The organism is Streptomyces dioscori (genome assembly GCF_003024195.1).
Lineage (GTDB): Bacteria > Actinomycetota > Actinomycetes > Streptomycetales > Streptomycetaceae > Streptomyces > Streptomyces dioscori.
This window is the reverse complement of the sequence record NZ_KZ679038.1, coordinates 143,865-163,758: the sequence shown is the minus strand read 5'-3', so window position 1 is coordinate 163,758 and position 19,894 is coordinate 143,865. Positions and strand designations below refer to the sequence as shown.

General features: G+C 70.5%; 20 protein-coding genes. 7 read left to right on the top strand and 13 right to left on the bottom strand.

All coding sequences use genetic code 11. The features are described from left to right. Positions 1-33 precede the first annotated feature (33 nt). The 5 genes from C6Y14_RS00790 to C6Y14_RS00770 form a co-directional block, all read right to left on the bottom strand. On the bottom strand, positions 34-1,311 hold the full coding sequence (locus C6Y14_RS00790) for an ATP-binding SpoIIE family protein phosphatase (protein ID WP_107015106.1): 1,278 nt from the start codon (positions 1,309-1,311) through the stop codon (positions 34-36). Then, entirely contained in the window at positions 1,308-1,721 is a 414-nt protein-coding gene (locus C6Y14_RS00785) for an anti-sigma regulatory factor (RefSeq protein WP_107014467.1), read from the bottom strand. Before C6Y14_RS00785 ends, C6Y14_RS00790 begins: the two co-directional genes overlap by 4 nt. Next, on the bottom strand, positions 1,718-2,134 hold the full coding sequence (locus C6Y14_RS00780; RefSeq protein ID WP_107014466.1) for an STAS domain-containing protein: 417 nt from the start codon (positions 2,132-2,134) through the stop codon (positions 1,718-1,720). The genes C6Y14_RS00785 and C6Y14_RS00780 overlap by 4 nt, the downstream gene beginning before the upstream one ends. Then, positions 2,131-2,982, bottom strand: coding sequence for an STAS domain-containing protein (locus C6Y14_RS00775; RefSeq protein WP_225890816.1), 852 nt, complete (start codon positions 2,980-2,982; stop codon positions 2,131-2,133). The genes C6Y14_RS00780 and C6Y14_RS00775 overlap by 4 nt, the downstream gene beginning before the upstream one ends. A gap of 156 nt (positions 2,983-3,138) precedes the next feature. Continuing rightward, positions 3,139-3,549 (bottom strand): hypothetical protein, encoded by a 411-nt coding sequence (locus C6Y14_RS00770; RefSeq protein ID WP_107014464.1) that lies wholly within the window; start codon positions 3,547-3,549, stop codon positions 3,139-3,141. Positions 3,550-3,708: 159 nt separating this feature from the next. Between C6Y14_RS00770 and C6Y14_RS00765 the strand changes: the two genes are divergently transcribed. Next, positions 3,709-4,242 (top strand): 2'-5' RNA ligase family protein, encoded by a 534-nt coding sequence (locus C6Y14_RS00765; protein WP_107014463.1) that lies wholly within the window; start codon positions 3,709-3,711, stop codon positions 4,240-4,242. Between the two features lie 77 nt (positions 4,243-4,319). Here C6Y14_RS00765 and C6Y14_RS00760 read toward each other — a convergent pair whose 3' ends face one another. From C6Y14_RS00760 to C6Y14_RS00735, 5 genes are all read right to left on the bottom strand, one after another. Continuing rightward, complete coding sequence (locus C6Y14_RS00760; protein ID WP_107014462.1) at positions 4,320-4,499, bottom strand: DUF6480 family protein; 180 nt, start codon at positions 4,497-4,499, stop codon at positions 4,320-4,322. Between the two features lie 113 nt (positions 4,500-4,612). Further along, complete coding sequence (locus tag C6Y14_RS00755) at positions 4,613-5,065, bottom strand: NUDIX hydrolase (protein ID WP_107015105.1); 453 nt, start codon at positions 5,063-5,065, stop codon at positions 4,613-4,615. Positions 5,066-6,272: 1,207 nt separating this feature from the next. Next, a complete protein-coding gene (locus C6Y14_RS00745) occupies positions 6,273-7,529 on the bottom strand; it encodes a cytochrome P450 family protein (protein ID WP_107015104.1) in 1,257 nt (418 codons plus the stop codon). Positions 7,530-7,771: 242 nt separating this feature from the next. Continuing rightward, entirely contained in the window at positions 7,772-8,434 is a 663-nt protein-coding gene (locus C6Y14_RS00740) for a response regulator (protein WP_107014461.1), read from the bottom strand. Next, a complete protein-coding gene (locus C6Y14_RS00735) occupies positions 8,431-9,636 on the bottom strand; it encodes a sensor histidine kinase (RefSeq protein ID WP_107014460.1) in 1,206 nt (401 codons plus the stop codon). Before C6Y14_RS00735 ends, C6Y14_RS00740 begins: the two co-directional genes overlap by 4 nt. Positions 9,637-9,767: 131 nt before the next feature. On the opposite strand from C6Y14_RS00735, the gene C6Y14_RS00730 reads away from it, so the two are divergent. Continuing rightward, entirely contained in the window at positions 9,768-10,679 is a 912-nt protein-coding gene (locus C6Y14_RS00730) for an ATP-binding cassette domain-containing protein (RefSeq protein WP_107015103.1), read from the top strand. Then, on the top strand, positions 10,676-11,548 hold the full coding sequence (locus C6Y14_RS00725; protein ID WP_107014459.1) for an ABC transporter permease: 873 nt from the start codon (positions 10,676-10,678) through the stop codon (positions 11,546-11,548). The genes C6Y14_RS00730 and C6Y14_RS00725 overlap by 4 nt, the downstream gene beginning before the upstream one ends. A gap of 144 nt (positions 11,549-11,692) precedes the next feature. On the opposite strand, the gene C6Y14_RS00720 is transcribed toward C6Y14_RS00725, so the two are convergent. Continuing rightward, a complete protein-coding gene (locus C6Y14_RS00720) occupies positions 11,693-12,364 on the bottom strand; it encodes a nucleotidyltransferase family protein (protein WP_107014458.1) in 672 nt (223 codons plus the stop codon). Between the two features lie 143 nt (positions 12,365-12,507). Further along, positions 12,508-14,313: a sigma-54-dependent Fis family transcriptional regulator gene (locus tag C6Y14_RS00715; protein ID WP_107014457.1), complete on the bottom strand. Its 1,806-nt coding sequence runs from the start codon at positions 14,311-14,313 to the stop codon at positions 12,508-12,510. A gap of 225 nt (positions 14,314-14,538) precedes the next feature. Between C6Y14_RS00715 and C6Y14_RS00710 the strand changes: the two genes are divergently transcribed. From C6Y14_RS00710 to C6Y14_RS00695, 4 genes are all read left to right on the top strand, one after another. Then, entirely contained in the window at positions 14,539-15,333 is a 795-nt protein-coding gene (locus tag C6Y14_RS00710) for an acetoin reductase (protein ID WP_107014456.1), read from the top strand. Positions 15,334-15,481: 148 nt separating this feature from the next. Continuing rightward, positions 15,482-16,480: an amidohydrolase family protein gene (locus C6Y14_RS00705; RefSeq protein WP_107014455.1), complete on the top strand. Its 999-nt coding sequence runs from the start codon at positions 15,482-15,484 to the stop codon at positions 16,478-16,480. A 1-nt stretch (position 16,481) separates the two neighbouring features. Continuing rightward, positions 16,482-17,291 carry a metal-sulfur cluster assembly factor gene (locus tag C6Y14_RS00700; RefSeq protein WP_107014454.1) on the top strand — a complete coding sequence of 270 codons (810 nt, stop codon included), beginning with the start codon at positions 16,482-16,484 and terminating at the stop codon, positions 17,289-17,291. After that, entirely contained in the window at positions 17,288-18,313 is a 1,026-nt protein-coding gene (locus C6Y14_RS00695) for an NAD(P)-dependent alcohol dehydrogenase (protein WP_107014453.1), read from the top strand. Before C6Y14_RS00700 ends, C6Y14_RS00695 begins: the two co-directional genes overlap by 4 nt. Positions 18,314-18,452: 139 nt before the next feature. On the opposite strand, the gene C6Y14_RS00690 is transcribed toward C6Y14_RS00695, so the two are convergent. Continuing rightward, entirely contained in the window at positions 18,453-19,805 is a 1,353-nt protein-coding gene (locus C6Y14_RS00690; protein WP_107014452.1) for an aspartate aminotransferase family protein, read from the bottom strand. Between the last annotated feature and the right edge of the window lie 89 nt (positions 19,806-19,894).

The following is a 19,894-nucleotide window of genomic DNA, read 5'->3' as shown; positions in this document are numbered from 1 at the left end:
CCGTGACCGCCTTAGCCGCCGCTGTCCCGTGGTTCACCGGGGTGCCTTGGCGATCACCGCGCTGGCGTCGTCCCTACGGGTTCCGGTCTGGCGCATCAGCGCGGTGGCGATCAGAGCGGGCGGGTGGTGAAGCAGATCCGCCAGATCCGTGTGTTTCCAGCGGTCGCTGAGACCGTCGGAGTGCATCACCAGGACGGCGTCGGCGGGCACGTGGTGCTCGTAGGTGCGCAGTTGGTGCATCTGGTGTCCCGTGATGCCCGGGTGGGACAGCAGCGTGGTGCGGGACGTGCGGGTGACCAGTGCGGCGGTGATGTTCCCGACACCGCAGAACAACAGGCGGCCGTCGGGCTCCAGGCGGGCGATGGCCACCGCTGCGCCGCGGGTGCCGCGCAGCGCCCGGTGCACCTGCTCCATCGCCTGTTCCGGGGTGCGGGCCGTCCCTGTCCTGAACGCACGGACAGCGGCCTGCGCCGCTGCGGCCGCCATCGGACCGTGGCCCAGCCCGTCACAGGACATCACCAGCACGCCGGGGCCCGGACCGGCGACAGAGGCACGCACGGGCGCGGGACGCCCTGTTCTCTCCGCACGCAGGGAGGTGTTCGGCATGCTGTTCGGCGCGGTGTTCCGGTCGCTGTTCCGCGCCACGGCCGTCCGGGTTCGGACGGCAGGCCGCCGCATGCCGGTCAGGGCCGCCCAGTCGGGCGCGGCGGCTGACGGATACGCGTCGGTGACCCGGTCGGCCGGAGTCGGCGGCGCCGGTACGCCGATGTCTCTACGCGCGGCCCCGGTGTCCGTGCGCGCGGCCCAGGCATCGCCGCAGACCTCCTCGCCGCTGATCGGCCGGGTGATGCCACCCACGGAAGGTTCCCCGGCCACGCGGGGAGGCACAGGACGGGGCCAGAACCGGGCGAGCTGTACCGTGCCCAGACCGGGCCGGGAGTGTATGTGCAGGGAATCGGCCAGCCGATCGATCGCACCCAGGCCGATACCCAGGGTGCCGAGTGTCGACATGCCGTCCTGCAGCGCGGCCGGTACGTCCGCCATTCCCGGACCCGTGTCCACGACCACCACCTCCACCCCGGCCGTGGTGTCGTCGCGCAGGACGCGCAGCAGCAGAGAGCCGTCGACGGCGTGCTTGGTGAGGTTGGTGGCCAGTTCCGTCACGGCCAGCACCAACTCGGCGGTGCGCCGCTCACCCAGCCCGATGCGCCGGCCCAGAGCGGCGGCGGCACCACGGGCGCCCTCCGCCCCGTCACGGAACCAGGCCACGTCCTCGCAGTCCACCAGCTGTACGAGGGCCGGGCCGGTCATCGCGCCCACTTGGTGACGGTCACAGCGGTTCCCCGCCCCGGAGTGGTGTCCAGGACGAAGTCGTCGACCAGCCGCCGGGAGCCGGACAGTCCCAGGCCCATGCCGCCGCCGGAGGTCCAGCCGTCGGTCAGGGCCAGCTCCACATCGGTGATGCCCGGCCCGTCGTCGCTGAAGACGAGGCGTACTCCGCGACGGCCGCGTTCCTCCACCAGACGGGCCGTCATGGTGCCCCCACCGCCGTGTATCAGCGTGTTGCGGGCCAGCTCGCTGGCGGCGGTGATCAGCTTCGTCTGCTCCACCAGGGAGAAGCGGCATTCCTGGGCCAGGGCGCGCGCCAGCTGACGCGCCTGTACGACCCCCGCGCTGGCAGTGATGTCCAGCGGCCGGGGAGCGTCAGGGGAGCCGTTCACCGGCCTGCCGCGGTATCCGGTATGGCGCCCGCGGGGCCGGAGGCTCCGAGCGACGAGACATGTGCCCGCTCCAGCACCTGCAGGCCCTTCTCCAGGGTCAGTGCGGTCCGCACGCCGCCCAGCGAGAGACCCAGCTCGACCAGGGTGATGGCCACCGCGGGGCGCATGCCCACCACGACGGTCTGTGCGTCCAGCAGACGTGAGAGCGAGGCGACCGTGGCCAGCATCCGGCCGACGAAGGAGTCCACGATGTCCAGGGCGGTGATGTCGATGACCACCCCGTGCGCACCGGATTCGACGACCTTGGCCGCCAGATCGTCCTGCAGCGCCAGCACCGACTGGTCGTCCAGATCGATCTGGATGGAGACCAGCAGTACCTGCCCGATCTGCAGGACCGGGACGCGCTCACTCATCGGGCACTCGCCTGCGGCGCGGCCGAGAGGGTGACGCCCGAGCGGCGCAGCGCGTGCCGCAGCGCGTCGGCCAGCGTGGCCTTGGTGGCGATGTCACCGAAGTTGATCCCCAGGGCGACGACGGTCTGCGCGATCTGCGGGCGGATCCCGGAGATCGTGCATTCCGCGCCCATCAGCCGGGCCGCCACCACGGTCTTCAGCAGGTGCTGGGCCACCTCGGTGTCCACCGCCGGGACGCCGGTGATGTCGATGATGGCGTGCTCGGAACCCGTGTCGATCAGCGCCTGGAGCATCTTCTCCATCACGACCATCGTGCGCGCCGAGTCCAGGGTGCCGACCAGGGGGACACCGATCACCCCGTCCCACAGCTTCACCACAGGTGTCGACAGCTCCAGCAGCTGCTCGGCCTGCGCCGCCACCAGCTCCTCACGCGTGGCCGCGTACACCTCGATGGTGAACAGGCCCAGCGTGTCCAGCAGCGCGGCGAACTTCAGGTACGCCGCCAGGTCACCGCCGTCGCCCGACAAGGCAGGCTCCAGGACCTCCTTGAGGGCGAACACACTCACCGCGGTCTCGGTCGGGGTGAAACCCTGCCGGGCCCGGTTGCGCGACAACTCGGTCAGCAGGGCTCGGACTTCGCCGTACGCGTCGCCATGGCCGTCGAGGCTCCCGCTGCCGAGCGCGGCCACCAGCGCCGTGTAGATCTCCTGGAGCTCCTGCTTGACCTCGGCGCGGCTCACCCGTCCGCCGAGTCGGCCGGTGACCTTGTCCGCCCAGTTGGCGCCGAGGTCCTCCCCCTGCACGGACAACAACTCGACCAAACGGTCCGAAACGCCGGCACCAGCCACGAGCACATCCTTCTTCAGCAGACCAGACGGCCCTTCTCGAACCATAGGCCATCCCAACGAGCCCGCTGGCGCCGCTCTCCCGTGCGGTCCGGCCGTTGGTCCCGGTTCGCGGAGCGGCAGCGGGCAGGGGACAGGCACCGAGGCGTGACGGCAGCCTCACTTGTCGTTGACGTCGCGTTCGAAGTCCTCGGAGCACTGGTCACGCTCGGACTGGTTGTCCGCGTGCTGGACGCAGTCGTTGTAGTCCTTGAACGAGTCCGAGGTGAGGAAGGAGACACCGATCGCGACGATGACGGAGGACGCGACGACCGCGAGAGCGCTCAGGACCGCGCCCACGATGGCCATGCCCCGGTGCGGAGCCCGTCCGGCACGGGCGCGCCGGGCGCCGATGATGCCGAGTACGAGCCCCACCAGGCCCAGGACGATGCCCCCGAAGACTGTCCAGAAGAACACGCAGGCCGCGATGCCGAGCACCAAGGCCGCGATCGCCAGGCCGTTGCTGGTCCTCGGCTGGGGATTCCCGTCATGTCCGGGATAGGGGTAGGCAGGCTGACCGTAGTGAGCCATCCGCGGGCCTCGCTCTCTGTCGACCGTGAGCAGCACATGTCGTAGGTGTGCTCAGCCGTCTTCCCCGTGGCATGCATCACATGCCGTCGTACGAGCCGCGCGACCCGGGCCAGGCGATGTCCGCCGAGGAGGACGGCTGTCCCGTCGTACGCTGGCTGTGTGCAGACTGTCGAGCTGTTGCCCGGCGTGACGACCGAGCGGACCGTACGCGAGGTGTGGCGCCGCCTGTCGGATGCCGGTCTGCCCAGTCAGGCCGCTCACCGCCACCCGACGAACCGCCCCCACCTCACTCTCGCCACGGCTGACACGCTCGTGCCCGAGGTGCTTGTGCGGCTCAGGTACGAGCTGGCCGCCCTGCCCGTCCCCCTGCGCCTCGACGGAACGGTGCGGTTCGCCGGCCGGACGCCTGTCCTGGCCTGGGCCGTCCGGCCCGACGAAGCCTTGCTCCGGCTGCACGAAGCGGTATGGCGCACCTTGCGTGACGCTCCGGCCGGTGGACGGCTCAATCCGATCCACGCCCCCGAGCGCTGGAAGCCGCACATCACCCTCGCCCGTGGCCGCCACGCCGCCTGCCCTGGCGCTCCGCTGTTCTCCGCGACGCCCGGCGGACCGGCCGACGTCCTGACGGGCCAATGGGTGAGAGCTCGAACGTACGACTCTGTCGTCCGCTCCGCCTCCCCCTTGGGGGTCTAGGCCGGAGCACATGACCGGCGCGAGCTGTTCACGGCTGCCCGGACGGCACCGACGGGCCCACAGGTTGCGACATCGGCTCAGAGAGCGAAGATGCGGGCGATGAAGAAGGCCGCGACGATCACGGCGCCGAGGACGATCAGCCAGACCCAGACGCCGGGGTGTTCCCACATTCCTCCGTCCGCGCGTTCCTCGTGTGCCTCGGCGATCGAGCCCTCGGCCGGGGGTGTCTCCTGGGGTGGCACGCGCGGATCTGTCATGACTTCAGGCTCACGCAGGTCGTACGCGCGCGCATCCGCAGGTGTCCTTTCGCGGAGCGGGGTCGCGCGACACACCGAGGTTCGTGCCGGCGTCCCACGACCCCGCGACACCCTCAGGGGCTCGTCTCGCCGCGCACCAGGGGCAGGCACACGGGCTGGATGCCCTGAGGAAGGTCATCGGGGCTGCACCAGCGGGCTTCGAGGATCTCGAACGGGTCGAGGCGCAGTTCACCACCGAGGAGACGTGCCTCGTAGGCCACTTCCATACGGGTGCGGAAGCCGCTGTTCAGCATGACCAGGCGACCCACTTCCACATCGAGACCGGTCTCCTCCTTCACCTCGCGGATCACCGTGTCGCGCAAGTCCTCACCCTTGTGCGCGAAACCGCTCGGCAGGCCCCACGGACGGTTCGGCGGCCACATACGGTGCCGGAGCAACAGGACCCGCCCCTCGTCGTCGCGCACGACACCGATCACGCCGACCACGAATTTGGCGTTGAGGGTCCACACGATGCGGTTCTGAACAGGGCGCAGGAGCCGCCAGAGGCGGGCAATGAGTCGTCGCACGGGGCCTCGGACGGTCGGAATCAGACGGGACGTCACCGGTGGGAACGGTACAGCCCCGTCCCCGTCCCCAAGACGGCGCGTTCCCTTCCGAGTCGGCTACCGACCGAGCTCGCCGCCGCGTTGGGGGCGCGTCAGGCGCAGGTGAGTCGTCGTCAGTCCGGGGCCACTGGACGTGTCCTCGGAGCGGACTCCGCTGCCGCCCGCCGAGGAGCGGCGTCGGCTGCGCGAAGGCCTGTGCCTCTCGCGCGCAGTTCGCACAGGCCCTGGGGGTCGGCCCGTCCACGGTCGGGGGCGGGGAGGCCGGGCGGGACCCGAGCGGGGGGAGGTGCGGGAGAGGTACGCGTACGTCCCTGAGGGCGCCCGTACGAAGCTGGCCGCCGCCACGGGGGCCGCGACCGGGGCGGAGCGCGGGGCCAAGTACGGGGCGGAGCCCGGCCACGACGAGCCGGCTGAACCCGAATCCGCGGAAGCCGGGCCGCCCGCGGAGCCGCACGCTCACAGCGGCGACGAAGCGCTGGACGACGGTGGCACCGAAGCGCTGGACGACGGCGGTGACGTACTGGCTGTCCCACAGCCGTGTGTGCTGTGCGGGCAGCCGGCCCGCCACCAGGTCGAAGGGTTCCCCAGCACTTGGACCCTGCCGAGTGCGCCCCGGCCGTTCCTGCCCCCCCCCGCACCGCTGGAGAAGCCCACGCCCCGGCCGGCGCCGCGGCATTCGGCCCCACCGGTGAGCCGGGCCGGGCGACGGGCGACCGGCGGCGTGAGGGTGGAGCCGGGTGTCATACGCGGGGGAGCGGCAGCTTCGACAGATGGCTGGAATATGCCCTAGGCATGCGGATCGATGAGAGAGTCGCCGTAGGAGGGCGTCGCCGGACCTCAGGCGGTCGCATCGAGCGCCGCACGGCCGGAGAGCTCACGGCGCTCTCGCAGGCGGCCCCGTTTCACCTCCCCGCCGGGCGGGGCCGCCCCAGTTCGACGGCAGCCTGCCGTCCGCGGGCCGAAGCCGCCGTCGGCCTCGGCCGTTCCGGGCATGTTCGGAGCACTCTGGCTGCGATCCGGCCCTGCGCGGAGGCCGTGCTCCGGGCCGTTCATCGTGACGCATCCGCCCACGTCCGCACGGTGCCCACGTCCTCTCCGGGCACGCGACCACCAGTTCCGGACGGCCGCCATCGGTGAGTGCCGCCACGGCGGCGACGGCAGCCGGGCCTCACGCGGATGCGGGCCGCAGGACGACCGGGAGGGCGGCGAGGCCGTTGATCGCCGTGGAGATCACGGGCACCAGTTCCGACTCGGGCACGGCCAGCCGCATGGCGGGGAACCGGGCGAAGAGCTGGGAGAGCCCGATCGCGCTCTCCAGGCGGGCCAGGGGTGCGCCGAGGCAGTAGTGCGGGCCCGCGCCGAAGGCGAGCTGACGGTCGTAGTGGCGGGAGTCGCGGATGTCGAAACGCGCCGGAACCGTTCCGCGCTGTTCGCGGTTGGCGGCGGCCAGACCGACGACGATCGGCTCGCCGCGGCGCACGGTCACTCCGTGCAGGACGGTGTCCCGCAGCGCGTAGCGCATGAACAGATTACGGAGCGGGGAGTTCCAGTGCAGGCCCGCCTCCACGGCGGCAGGCCAGTCCAGTTCGCCGTCGAGCAGCGCGGTGAGCTGTTCCGGGTGAGTGAGCAGGGCGTGGACGGTGCTGGTCAGCGAGTTGACCGTGGTCTCGTGACCGGCCAGCAGGATGATCTCCAGAGTGTCGATCAGCTCCTTCTCCGTCAGCCTGTCGTCCTCGTCGTCCAACGCCTCGATCAGCGCGCTGGTCAGATCGCCGAGCGGGGCCGCACGCCGGTCGGCGACCAGTCGTGCCAGCACCTCGCGCTGCCCGACCGCGGCCTGCTGCCGCTCGGCGCCACTCACCTCGACACTCAGCATCGTCCGGAAGTGGCCGCGTAATCGGCGCTGCTGGCCGGGGTCGGTGAGACCGAACAGCTCGCAGATGATCAACAGCGGGAGCGGATAAGCAAAGCCTTCCTTGAGATCGGTCACCGCTCCCGGCTTCTCGGAGTCCAGGCCGTCCAGCAACTCCCCGGTGATCTCACGGATCCGGGGCGCGAACGCGTCGATACGCCGGGGGGTGAAGGCATGACTCACCAGACGGCGAAGCCTGCGGTGGTCCGCCCCGTCGGCATTGAGCATCGACTCCCCGACGATCAGGTTGAGCAGTGGCCAGCCGGCGGGGATCTCCCCGCGCGTGTACGCACCCCAGTGCCGCGGATCGCTGGAGAGGTCGGGGTGCGCGTCCAGTACCGTCTGGGCCGCCCCCGCCGACATTGCAGCCCAGGCACGGACGTCGTCCGGCAGCGCCACCGGCACCACGGGGCCGTGCCGCAGCCACTCGGCTGCCTCCTCATGGGTTCCGCGGTTCGGATCGAGCGAGGACACGGGCTGGTCGAGCGACAACTTCGAACGGTCGATGCGCATGGACAGCTCCAACTGCACGTGGGATACGTTGCCTTGCGTCCGCCTACCGTGTGCGGCCGTACCGCGAAGGAAGCTGTGCCGAGTAGTCCGGGCCGGCCGCCCGACAGGGTCGCGACCGTCGCCAGACACGCATCCCGGAGCCGACCCCACCACCGTCATCGTAACGACCCGGGCCCGCGCACACGTACGAAGCGGACAGCCTTTTCGCATCCCCTCCGCCCGCAGAGGGTCGAGAGGCATCCCTAGACCCGCGGCGGCGTCACCAGCCCCGACTCGTACGCCATGATGACCAGTTGCACCCGGTCCCGTGCGTCGAGCTTCGTCAGCAGCCTGCCTATATGGGCTTTGGCCGTGGCCACGCTGATGTGCAGACGCGCGGCGATCTCCGCGTTGGAGAGCCCACCGCCGACCAGGGTGAGCACCTCCTCTTCGCGGGCGGTGATGCCCTCCACCGAACGAGGGGGTGGCTGGGCGGCGGCGGGACGGGCCGCGAACTCCGCGATCAGCCGGCGTGTCACGCTCGGCGCGATGAGGGCGTCGCCCGCGGCGACGATCTCGATCGCGGTGAGGATCTGGTCCATGTCCATGTCCTTGACGAGGAAGCCGCTCGCCCCGGCCCGGAGCGCGCCGTAGACGTACTCGTCGTCGTCGAACGTGGTGAGGACGAGGACCTTCGGCGGCGTGCCGGAGCTCGCGGTGATCCGCCGGGTGGCCTCGATGCCGTCCATGCCGGGCATCCGGATGTCCATCATCACCACATCCGGCGCCAGTTGCGCGGCGAGCCGCACCGCCTCCTCGCCGTTCCCCGCCTCGCCCGCCACCTCCAGTCGGGGATGGTCGGCGATCAGCACCCGCAGCCCGTGCCGGATCAGCGGCTGATCGTCGGTGAGCAGTACCCGGGTCATCCGACGGCCGCCGGGACCGGGAGCCGGGCCGCCACGCGGAAGCCGCCTTCGGCGCGCGGCCCGGCCGTGAACTCGCCGTGCAGCAGCGCCGCCCGCTCGCGCATGCCCGTCAGCCCGTAGCCTGTCGCGCCGGGCAGGCCGGACCGGCCGCGGCCCTCATCGGTGATCTCGATGGACAGGTCGTCCTCCCGGCGGTCCACGGTCACCCGGCAGGAGTCGGCGCCCGAGTGACGGACCACATTGGTGATCGCCTCCTGGATGATGCGGTACGCGGACAGCTCGATCTCCGCCGGCAACGGCCGCCCCTCACCTCGTCGGTCGATGTCCACCCGCACGCCCGCGTCCCGGGTCCGCTCCACCAGCGCGTCGAGATCGGCGAGCGCCGGCGCCGGGCCGAGCGGTGCGCCGTCGCCGGGGTCCGCCCGGCGCAGCGTGCCGAGCATCCGGCGCAGGCCGGCCAGGGTGTCGCGGCTGGTGTCCTCGATGGCGGCGAGGGCGTTGCGGGCCTCGGACGGCTGGGTGTCGATGACGCGGCGGCCCACTCCGGCCTGGATGGCTATGACACCGATGCTGTGCGCCACCATGTCGTGCAACTCCCGGGCGATCCGCAGCCGTTCCGCGGTGACGGCCTGCTCGGCGGTCCGGGCCCGCAGCGCGGTCGTGTGCCGGCGGCGTTCTCGGGCCGAGTGGCCGACCGTCCAGGCGGTGACCATCGACAGCGCCAGGAACGCAGAGGTGGCGAGGAACGACGAGGAGCCCACTCGGTAGTAACTGGCGGCGCCGATCTGCACGCCGAGCGCCACCGTCGCGGCGACGGCCGACGTCGGCCGCGACCGGGTGGCGGCGATGCGTCCGACGGTGAGACCGATGAGGACCGCCTGCAGATACGCGACCTGCCACGCCTGTGTCCCCACGGGCGGGACGCTGCCCAGCACGTCCGGCCCCACGGCCATCACCGAGTCCGTCCGCACGGTCACCGCGAAAGAGGCGCCGAGCAGCAGTACCAGGGCGGGCAGCGGCCGACGCAGCACCAGGGGCAGCAGCAGTACGCAGGGCAGGGTGGCCGACAGCAGGCGCATACCGGTCAGTTCGCGGCCCGAGTTCAGTACGACGACGTACAGCAGGACGACGTACGCGATACCTGAGAACCAGGCCAGGCTCTCGGTGAGGAGCGACCGCGGTGTGTCCGGCGGGGCTTTCATGCGCCGATCATAGGCACGCCTGCCGCACCCCGGAATCGGCCCACGGACCTACGCCTCGGGGCTACTTGGAATGACCGATTGTGGCCGGTGGCCCGATGCCCTGGCGGGTCCCGCCCCGGCAGCGTGGACGCGTGATCGAAGCAACCGAACTCACCAAGCGGTACGGCCGGACCACCGCCGTCGACCGACTGTCCTTCACCGTGCGCCCAGGCGTTGTCACCGGCTTCCTCGGACCGAACGGTGCAGGCAAGACCAGCACGCTGCGCATGGTCCTCGGGCTGAACCGGCCCTGCGGCGGCACCGTCACCGTCGACGGGCAGCCGTTCGGTGACCACCCTCGTGGCCTGCGACATGTCGGCGCCCTCCTCGATGCCCATGACGTGCACGGCGGCCGCACCGCCCGCGCCCATCTGACGGCACTGGCGGCCGGCAACGGGCTGTCGCGACGGCGGGTCGCGGAGGTGCTGGCCGAGGTGGGTCTGGCCGACGCGGCGGGCCGCAGGATCGGCGGGTTCTCGCTGGGGATGAAACAGCGGCTCGGTATCGCCGCCGCTCTGCTCGGCGACCCACCCGTACTGCTCTTCGACGAGCCGCTCAACGGCCTCGACCCGGAGGGCGTGCGCTGGGTGCGGAACCTCTTCAGGCACCTGGCGGACGACGGCCGCACGGTGCTCGTCTCCAGTCATCTGATGGGGGAGATGGAGCAGACCGCCGAGGAACTGATCGTCATCGGCCGCGGCAGGCTGATCGCGGCGGAGAGCCTGCGACAGTTCGCCGCCCGCAGCACACGGCAGCGGGTGAGGGTCCGTACGCCCGACCCGGACATCCTGCCCACGCTGTTGGCGGATGCGGGGGCGCGCGTACGGAGGGAGCTCGACGGGGCGTACACGGTGAGCGGTCTGCCGGCAGACCGTATCGGCGAGCTCGCCTTCGAACACGGCGTCCGGTTGCACGAACTCAGCCCGCACGCGGCCTCGTTGGAGGAGTCGTTCATGCAACTCACCGCGGAGAGCGTCGAATACGCCGCAGGAGGCGCCCGATGACACCCGTGTCCGACGAGGCCCCCGTCCGTCGCCCGGTCCGGGTCCCCGCCCGGTTCCGTCATCTGCTGGCCGCCGAGTGGATCAAACTCCGGTCGGTGCGGTCCACTTACTGGGTGCTCGGTGTCGGCGCGCTGACCGTGATCGGCATCAACGTGAACTCCGCCGTCTCCAACGCGGACCGGCTGGCACGTCAGACACTGCTGCCGCCGGAACGGCCCGGGTTTCCGGACCGCCCCGAGTTCCTGTTCGATCCGCTCACCACGGCGTTCGTCGATCCCGCCTGGCAGCTGTTCATGATCATCGCCGGCACGGTGGGGGCGATGGCGGTCTTCGGCGAGTACTCCAGTGGGCTCATCCGTACGACCTTCGCCGCCGTCCCCGACCGGCAGGCGGTGATCGCCGCCAAGGTGACCGTCATGGCGGCGGTCATGTCGGCGCTCGGCATGGTCGTCTCCGGTACCTCCTTCGGCGTCACCCAGATGCTGTTGCGTGCTGAGGGCGTCCTGTCGCTGGGCGATCCGGGCGCCCTGCGTGCCGTGGCCGCAGCCGCTCTGCTCGCACCACTGTCCGCGCTGGCCGGTATGGCGGCGGGGGCGGTCGTCCGGCATGCCGCGGGCTCCGTCGTCACGGTCGTCGCCGTGCTGTTGCTGGTACCGGCGCTCTTCCAGGGCGAGCGCTACCGCTGGGTGAAGGAGATCGGCAACGCCATGCCGCTCAGCGCGTGGGAGCGGCTGGTGACGAACCCTGAGAGGGCACACGACCTGGGCAGGTATCCACTGACGGTCGCCGAGGCCTGGATCGTGTACGGCGCGTGGGCCACCGCGGCGGTGGCCGTCGCGGTGCTCGTGGTACGGCGCCGGGACGTGTGAACTGCGCGCCGGTAAGCCTGTCCTCGACAGGTTGCTCTGCGGCAGGCGTGGTTGCTGAGGGCGTGTCCCGTGCCGGCAGGTCGAGGTCCAGGCGCAGACGTCGTGCTTGCGGGTGGGTCCTGGTTGCGCACCCTCATCCGGCCGTCAGTGCCGGTCGGCGGCTCGGTCGCCCGTGGTCTGCTCACGCACGCGGGTGGGGTCCGAAGTCGCCGTGACGTCCGCGGACGGCCAGCCCAGCACGGTCAGCTCGGGCCACTCCCGCCGCCACCGTGCAGCTTTGACCTCGTAGACCGACCGCGGGGCGAGCACCGGGTTCGGCCGGAGGACGAGGTTGAACACGTCCGACAGCCCGTGGGGCGCATAGACGCGCCACCGCCCGTCCGTCTCCACCCGCACTCCCAGACAGCACGTTGTCGCGGCGAAGCTGTCGATCGCCGCCTCGGCGCTGTCGTACGGCGGACACGGGACCCCGAACTTGTCCTCGTACCAGAGGTGAACCCGTGCCTCGTTCCTGATCTCGACCTCTGCGGGCAGATCGGCGAAGATCTCCCGTCCGGCCCGGATCACTGCGTCTTCCGCCTCCCAGGAAAGATCGCTGCCGTCGAAGTAGAAGACGTCGTAGTCCTTGATGCCGCTGGTCGGAGGCTTCTCCGTGACCACGTTCCATACCGTCTGGAACAGACATCCGGCCGTCACGTACCACCCGGGCAGGCCCAGTTCCGCGGTGCGCGCCAGCACTTCGGTCAGCACGTGGTTACGGGAGAGCACCGAACGCAGGGTCGCAAGTTGCTGGTCGAGAGGGAGTCGGCCGATCACCCGTCCTGCCTACCACGACTCGGCCGCGAGCAGCATCGAACAGCAGATGTCGCGCCGCTGAGGCACGTTTCAGCCATCACGACAACTGCCCCCCCCGGGAGCCGTGTCCGGTGGCCGGGACGGCGGTGTGCGGTCCGGCCGGCTCAGCCTCGTGCGGGGAGAGTGATGCCGTAGGTCCTCATCTTGCGGTAGATCGTCGTACGGGAGATGCCGAGCCGCTGTGCCGCCAGCAGTTTGTTGCCGTCCACTTCCAGCAGGGCCTGGACCAGGGTGTCGCGTTCGGACGCCTCCCATGCGCTCAGAGACCGGCTGCCCGCGCTGTGCAGGGACGGCGGCAGATCACGGAGCTCGATCCGGTACGTGCGGCGGCCCGCGGCCGCCTCGCGCAGGGCGAGGTGCAGCTGGCGGATGTTGCCGGGCCAGTCGTGCCGACGCAGCAGCGGCAGCACCTCCGGTGCGCATTCCACACCCGCTCCGACGCGCCGCAGCAGACATTCGACCAGGGCCGGGAGGTCCGCGAGACGGTGCCGCAGGGCGGGTACCGCCACGGCTTCGACGAAACAGTGCCTCAGTGGCTCAGGTACCCCCTGTGCGCGGTGGAGCGTACCCACGATCCAGGTGCCCTGTGCCGCCGCGGCATCCAGCGCCCGGGCGACGTCGGGCCCCTGTTCGGGTGGCACGGCGTCGACGTTGCGCAGGACCAGGGCATGACCCGGCCCCGCGGGCGCCGCGCGCAGGGTGGCCGACAGGTCGGCCGTGGGGGCGGCGGTGCGGGGGTCCACGGCATCCAGGATCACCGGCGCCGAAGCCGCCCCGGTGAGCGCGTGCGTGGCATGGACCAGTGCGGACTTCCCCGTGCCGGTCTCGCCGTGGAGCAGGAGCGGTGTCCGCTCGCGGGCGCAGCGCGACACCGTCCGGGAGACGGTGTTCCATGCCGGGTCCGTCCCGGCCAGGCCCGGCAGCGGCCACGGCCGGGATGCGTCCTGCTCGTCACGGGAGCGGGAGCCGGCACGGGTGCGGGCCTCGTCGGACCGGTGTTCCGTGAAAGCCAGCTCCAGCAGGTATCCGGCCGCACCCGCCGAGCTGTCGACCTGGCGGCAGCGCATCAGGACGGTCTCCCCGCCGGTCAGCTGCACCTGCTTGCGGGTACGGGGCGCGTGCCCCAGCTCGGTCGCGGCCTCGTGCAGCAGCCGGTGGTCGTCGCCGGTGAGGCGCGTCGAGGCGGCCGAGTTGGCGAGTACGAGATCCTGGCCGAGACAGAGGACCGGCCGGTCGCCGTAGTGGGTGACCTGCTGGAACGCCTCCAGCAGGGCACGCTGTTGCGAACTGCTGAACTCGTACATCACGCGCTCGATGTCGGCGGCCGCCTCCTGCACCAGGGCGGCCATGAAGGTACGCGCGGGGCCGCTCCAACAGGTCAGGTTCATGGCTCCCTCGACCCGTCCGGTGACCGTGTTGCGGATCGGGGCGGCCGCGCAGGAGACATCCTGCAGGCGTTCGTTGAAGTGCTCGGTGCCCAGCACCACATTGGGCCGGCGCTCCTCCAGCGCGACTCCGATGCCGTTCGTGCCGACGAACTGTTCCGCGTAGTTGAAGCCGGGCGCCAGGTGGACCCGGTCCAGGTGTGCCGAGAGCCGCTTCTCGCCGACGCGACGGTCGCGGACCCAGCCCTTGCGGTCCGTCACGATCACACAGGCGTCCGAACCCGCCAGTGTCCGTTCCAGTCGGTCCAGGACCGGTGTCGCGGCACGGACCAGCCGACTCTCCCGGTCGTAGTCGGGCTGGTAGGGGACGACCACTTCGTCCGTGCAGATGCCCAGGTACTTCGAACGCTGCCAGGAGTTGCGGATGCCCTCGGGCACGACCGCCGCGGGCAGCTCCGCGCTTTCGAGAAACTTCAGACGCGCCCGCGCGATGGTCCGGTCCCGCGCTGTGCCGTCGCTGAGCATGGCGCCTCCGATGAGCGTGTTTCCGCCATATTACGAAGGTGTTTGCACCTGTCAATGGCTGGTTCGCCAGGACTTCTCCGGGCGTTCCCGCTCCCGAGGCAGGAGGCGGGCCGGGTGTGTTCCACATTGAAAAACTCGACGGCTCCCACTGCCCCCACGCTGATGGACAGCACCGCAGCACCGCACGAAGGGTGCGGACGCTCAACGTCGAGCACAGGAGCATCCATGACTTCCTCCAGCAGCGCGACCCGCACGGCGATCGTGACCGGGGCCGCGCGCGGTATCGGCCGCGGCATCGCGGAGCGGCTGGCCGCGGACGGCCTCGATGTGGCCGTCGCGGACCTCCCCGGCATGGGTGAGGAACTGAGCGAGGTGGCGGCCGGCATCGAGAAGACGGGCCGCCGGGCCCTCGCCGTCCATGCCGATGTGACCAGCAAGGAGCAGACCGACGAGCTCGTCGAGGAGGTGGCGGGCCGCTTCGGCAGGGTCGACGTCTACGTGGCCAACGCCGGTATCGCCAGGGTCACTCCGCTGCTGGAGACCGGCCTCGACGAGTTCGAGCAGGTCATGGCCGTGAACCTGCGGGGCGTCTTCCTCTCCTACCAGGCCGCGGCACGCCAGATGATCGCCCAGGGCGGCGGCGGGAAGATCATCGGTGCTGCCTCGATCGTCGCGTACCGCCCCTTCGCGCTGCTCGGTGCCTACTCCGCGTCGAAGTGGGGCGTACGTGGCCTGACCCAGGCCGCGGCCATGGAGTGGGCGCGGCACGGCATCACCGTCAACGCGTACTGCCCGGGGATCGTCGGCACCGACATGTGGGACCTGATCGACGAGCGGCTGGCAGAGGCCGAGGGCCTGCAGAAGGGCCGGGCCATCAAGAAGTACGCGGAGGCGATCGCGCTCGGCAGGGTCGAGGAGCCCGCGGATGTCGCTTCCTTCGTCTCCTATCTGGCCTCGCCGGACTCGGACTACATGACCGGCCAGTCCGTCATGATCGACGGCGGCATCCAGTTCTCCTGACGCGGGGCGTCGAACGCCCACCAGGCCCTGTCGTCACCCGCCCGCCTGTCGGGCGACGCCTGGGCCGGCCATCCCTCGCGTACCGATTCAGGCCGGCCACCCTCGCGTACCGATCCGGTCGGCCACCCACCGTGAACTGAGGAGAGAGATGTACTCCAAGGACGGCGAGAACTACTTCATCGTGGACGCGCACGTCGCGCTCTGGGACGCGCGCCCCGAGAACCAACTCAACATCCACGGCAAGCAGTTCATCGACTGCTTCTACGATTACCACCGCAACCTGAGCCCGGAATCGGAACTCTGGCCTTATGAGGAGTACCTCTACTACGGCGGCGAGCGCCTGATGAAGGACCTCTTCGTCGACGGTCATGTCGACCACGCCATCTTCCAGCCCGCCAGGCTGGGAGCGTTCTACCGCAACGGCTTCGGGCAGACCGAGGAGTCCTTCGCGCTCACCCGGCAGCACCCGGACAAGCTGACGTACAACCACTCCTGGGACCCGCGCTACGAGCAGAAGGGACTGGAGCAACTGCGGCGGGACGCCGAGCGGTTCCAGCTCAAGGGCGTGAAGCTGTACACCGCCGAGTGGAAGGGCGACAGCCGCGGCTACAAGCTCGACGACCCGTGGTCGTACCGCTATCTCGAAGCGTGTCAGGAACTCGGGATCAACAACATCCACATCCACAAGGGGCCGACGATCCGGCCGCTCGACCGCGACGCGTTCGACGTGGCGGACGTCGACAGGGCGGCCACGCAGTTCCCCGAGATGAACTTCGTCGTCGAGCACTGCGGCCTGCCCCGCCTTGAGGACTTCTGCTGGATCGCCACGCAGGAGCCCAACGTGCACGCGGGCCTCGCCGTCGCCATGCCCTTCATCCACAGCCGGCCGCGCTATTTCGCGCAGATCATCGGTGAGCTGCTGTACTGGCTGGACGAGGACCGCATCCAGTTCTCCAGCGACTACGCGCTGTGGACGCCCCGGTGGCTGATCGAGCGGTTCGTGGACTTCCAGATCCCCGCGGACATGACCGAGTACGCGCCGATCACCCTGGCGCAGAAGAAGAAGATCCTCGGGCTGAACGCGGCCGCCATGTACGACATCGAGGTCCCGGCCGGGCTGGGTGTCACCGAACCGGCGGTGGCCTGAGATGCCTGCCGCCGCAAGGGAAAGGACCGCCCGCGAACACGCCGCCCGTACGGCGCTGGACGCGGTCTTCGATCCGGAGCTGGACGAACCGATCACCGACCTCGGCTTCGTACGCTCCGTGACGGTGGCCGCCGACGGAGCGCTCACCGTGCACCTCCGGCTTCCCACCTCGTTCTGTTCGCCGAACTTCGCGTATCTGATGGCCTCCGACGCCAAGGACGCCCTCACGGCACTGCCCTGGGCACGGCAGGTCGTGGTGGCGCTCGACGACCACCACGACTCGGACCTGATCAACCGTGGCCTGGCCGCGGACGCGGGATACCGGGGAACGTTCGGCCCCGAGGCGGAGAAGGACCTCGAAGAACTGCGGTCGACCTTCCGCCGCAAGGCCCATACCGCGGCGATGGAGCGTGCACTGACTCTCCTGCTGCGCGCGGACCCGGACCTCACCGAGGAGGCCCTCCACGACGTGGTGCTCGAAGACCTGCCCCACGCGCCGGCCTCCGCCGCGCTGATACGGCGGCGCGCCGCGCTGGGGCTCGGGGTGGCGCCCTCGGACCCGGTCCTGGTGGACGAGCAGGGTCGGCGCTACGAGCCGGGGGAGATTCCGCTCCGGCTGCGCTTCGCCCGCGCGGTCCGGGTGTCGATCGACGGCAACGCGCATTTCTGCCGGGGCCTGCTCCGTACCCGCTATCCGCGGTCCGGGGCCGACCAGTCCCCTCGCGCGGGGGACTCCACGGAAACCGGAGGACCCGTGGACGCGGGGGAACTCCTCCACCTCACCGTTCCACAGAAGGAGAGCGTCTCGTGAAAGCAGTCCAGGTCGTGGGCTACGGAAAGAACCTTGAGATGGCCGAGGTACCGGCTCCCGAGGTCACCGGCCCGTACGACGTGATCGTCAGGATCGGCGGTGCCGGTGTGTGCCGCACCGACATCCACATCCTGGAAGGGCAGTGGGCGCAGAAGTCCGAGGTGACACTGCCTTACACGATCGGACACGAGAACGCCGGCTGGATCCACGCTGTCGGCAGCGCCGTCACCCATGTCTCCGAGGGCGACAAGGTCATCGTGCACCCGCTGATCACCTGTGGACTGTGCCGGGCGTGCCGGGCAGGTGACGACGTGCACTGCGAGAACAACCTCTTCCCCGGAATCGACACGGCCGGCGGTTACGCCGAGTTCCTGAAGACTTCCGCGCGCAGTGTCGTACGCATCGACGACTCCCTCGAACCGGCCGATGTCGCGGCTCTGGCCGACGCGGGGCTGACGGCGTACCATGCGGCGGCCAAGGCAGCCCGGAAGCTGCGGCCGGGCGACCGCTGCGTCGTGATCGGCGCGGGCGGCCTCGGGCACATCGGCGTTCAAGTCCTCAAGGCCCTCACCGCCGCGGAGATCGTCGTCGTCGACCGCAATCCCGACGCCGTGGCCCTGGCCGTTTCCATCGGCGCAGACCACGGCGTCGTCGCCGACGGCAGCCAGGTGGAACGGGTCCGCGAACTGTCCGGCGGGCGTGGGGCGGAGGCGGTCATCGACTTCGTCGGTGAGGGCGGTTCCACCAAGGACGGCGTCGGAATGCTGCGCCAGGCCGGTGACTACCATGTGGTCGGCTACGGCGAGAACATCGACGTCCCGACCATCGACATCATCTCTGCCGAGATCAACTTCATCGGCAACCTGGTCGGTTCGTACAACGACCTGTGTGAACTGATGGTCCTCGCCGCGCAGGGCCGGGTGCGGCTGCACACCGTCAAGTACCCTCTCGACCGCTTCCAGGACGCCCTGGACGATCTCGGAAGCGGCCGGATCCGGGGCCGGGCGATCCTCACCCCCTGACACCGCTCCGTACGACCCTGATCCCGTCGCGGAGTCGTTGCCGGGACTCGGTGGTGCTCGCCCGCCGGGACCCATATCGGCCACGGGAGCCGCGACAGGACCTGATCGGCCACGGGAGCAGGTGCGGCGGCGCGGCGGCTCACGCCGGGGCGGCCACCTCCGTGAGGGCCTGGTCCAGGATCTCCAGGCCGAGGGTCAGTTCCTCCTCCGTGGCGGTCAGGGGCGGGGCGATGCGCAAAGTGCCGCCCATGCCCGGCAGTTGCACGATGTTCATGTGTAGACCCAGTTCGAGGCAGCGGCCGGTGACACGGGCACCGAGGGCGTCCCCGGCCGAGGTGTCGGTGTCGCCCGTGGTGAACTCGACGCCGAGGAGCAGGCCCCTGCCGCGTACGTCGCCGATCACCGGGTGGCCGGCGGCGAGTTCGTCGAGTCCCTTGCGCAGGAACTCCCCGCGGCTACGGGCCTGTTCGTCGAGGTGGTCGGATTCGAGGACGTCGAGGACCGTGTTGCCGACCGCCGCGACGAGCGGGTCGGAGACGTGGGTGGTGAAGAACAGGAAGCCGCGCTCGTGGGCCCGCTCCTCGATCTCCGCACTGGTGATCACCGCGGCGAGCGGGAGCCCGGCGCCGAGTGTCTTGGACAGGGTGAGGATGTCGGGGACGACCCCGTCGCGTTCGAAGGCGTACCAGGTGCCCGTGCGGCACAGGCCGGTCTGTGCCTCGTCGAGGATCAGGAGCATCCCGCGCTCCCGGCACTTGCGGAGCAGGGCGGCGAAGTAGCCGGCGGGCGGCTCGATCACCCCGCCGGAGCTGAGGACCGGCTCGACCAGGCACGCGGCCAGGCTGCCGGTGGACTGGGCGTCGACGAGGTCGAAGGCGAGATCCAGCTGGCGCTGCCAGTCCAGGGTCCCGTCGGGGTGTGTGATGTCGGGGTGATAGGAGTGCGGCACGGGGATGGCGAAGTTGCCCGGCGCACCGGGTCCGTAGCCCTTGCGCCCCGCGCTGTAGGTCGCCGACGCGGCGGCCTGGGTCATGCCGTGCCAGGACCGGGCGAAGGACACGATCTCGTGGCGGCCGGTGACGAGTTTCGCCATCCGTACCGCGGCTTCGTTCGACTCCGCGCCGGTGGTGAGCAGCAGTACCTTGTCGAGCGGGTCGGGCAGCGTGCCGGCCAGCCGCCGCGCGAGGTCGACGACGGGGCGGCTGAGCATGCCGCTGAAGAGGTGGTCGAGGCCGGCTATCTGCCGCTGGACGCACTCCACGATGCGGGGATGACTGTGCCCCAGGATCGCGCTCATCTGGCCGGAGGTGAAGTCGAGGATCCGGCGGCCACCGGCGGCGTACACGAAGCTGCCGCTCGCGCGCTCGATGATCTCGGGGGTGAAGGAGACGCCGTAGCGCAGGAGATGGCGCCGTGCGTCGTGCCAGAACTGTGCGTCGCGGTCCGTGCCGGTCGGGTCGTTTGCCCTGCCGCCTGCCCTGTCGTCTGTCATGACGTCGACGGTAGGGACAGGCCGAGGTTCGCGTCCATCACACGATGTCGGCTTTCCTGTGCGGCAGAACCGTACAAGAATCGCCCAGG

Bases quoted from the DNA above. Each gene is read 5' to 3' on its own strand.
- C6Y14_RS00760 (WP_107014462.1), bottom strand. From the start codon at position 4,499: ATGACAGATCCGCGCGTGCCACCCCAGGAGACACCCCCGGCCGAGGGC.
- C6Y14_RS00725 (WP_107014459.1), top strand. From the start codon at position 10,676: ATGACACCCGTGTCCGACGAGGCCCCCGTCCGTCGCCCGGTCCGGGTC.
- C6Y14_RS00715 (WP_107014457.1), bottom strand. From the start codon at position 14,313: ATGCTCAGCGACGGCACAGCGCGGGACCGGACCATCGCGCGGGCGCGT.
- C6Y14_RS00740 (WP_107014461.1), bottom strand. From the start codon at position 8,434: ATGACCCGGGTACTGCTCACCGACGATCAGCCGCTGATCCGGCACGGG.
- C6Y14_RS00700 (WP_107014454.1), top strand. From the start codon at position 16,482: ATGCCTGCCGCCGCAAGGGAAAGGACCGCCCGCGAACACGCCGCCCGT.
- C6Y14_RS00790 (WP_107015106.1), bottom strand. From the start codon at position 1,311: ATGACCGGCCCGGCCCTCGTACAGCTGGTGGACTGCGAGGACGTGGCC.
- C6Y14_RS00745 (WP_107015104.1), bottom strand. From the start codon at position 7,529: ATGCGCATCGACCGTTCGAAGTTGTCGCTCGACCAGCCCGTGTCCTCG.
- C6Y14_RS00770 (WP_107014464.1), bottom strand. From the start codon at position 3,549: ATGGCTCACTACGGTCAGCCTGCCTACCCCTATCCCGGACATGACGGG.
- C6Y14_RS00780 (WP_107014466.1), bottom strand. From the start codon at position 2,134: ATGAGTGAGCGCGTCCCGGTCCTGCAGATCGGGCAGGTACTGCTGGTC.
- C6Y14_RS00705 (WP_107014455.1), top strand. From the start codon at position 15,482: ATGTACTCCAAGGACGGCGAGAACTACTTCATCGTGGACGCGCACGTC.
- C6Y14_RS00735 (WP_107014460.1), bottom strand. From the start codon at position 9,636: ATGAAAGCCCCGCCGGACACACCGCGGTCGCTCCTCACCGAGAGCCTG.
- C6Y14_RS00690 (WP_107014452.1), bottom strand. From the start codon at position 19,805: ATGACAGACGACAGGGCAGGCGGCAGGGCAAACGACCCGACCGGCACG.
- C6Y14_RS00710 (WP_107014456.1), top strand. From the start codon at position 14,539: ATGACTTCCTCCAGCAGCGCGACCCGCACGGCGATCGTGACCGGGGCC.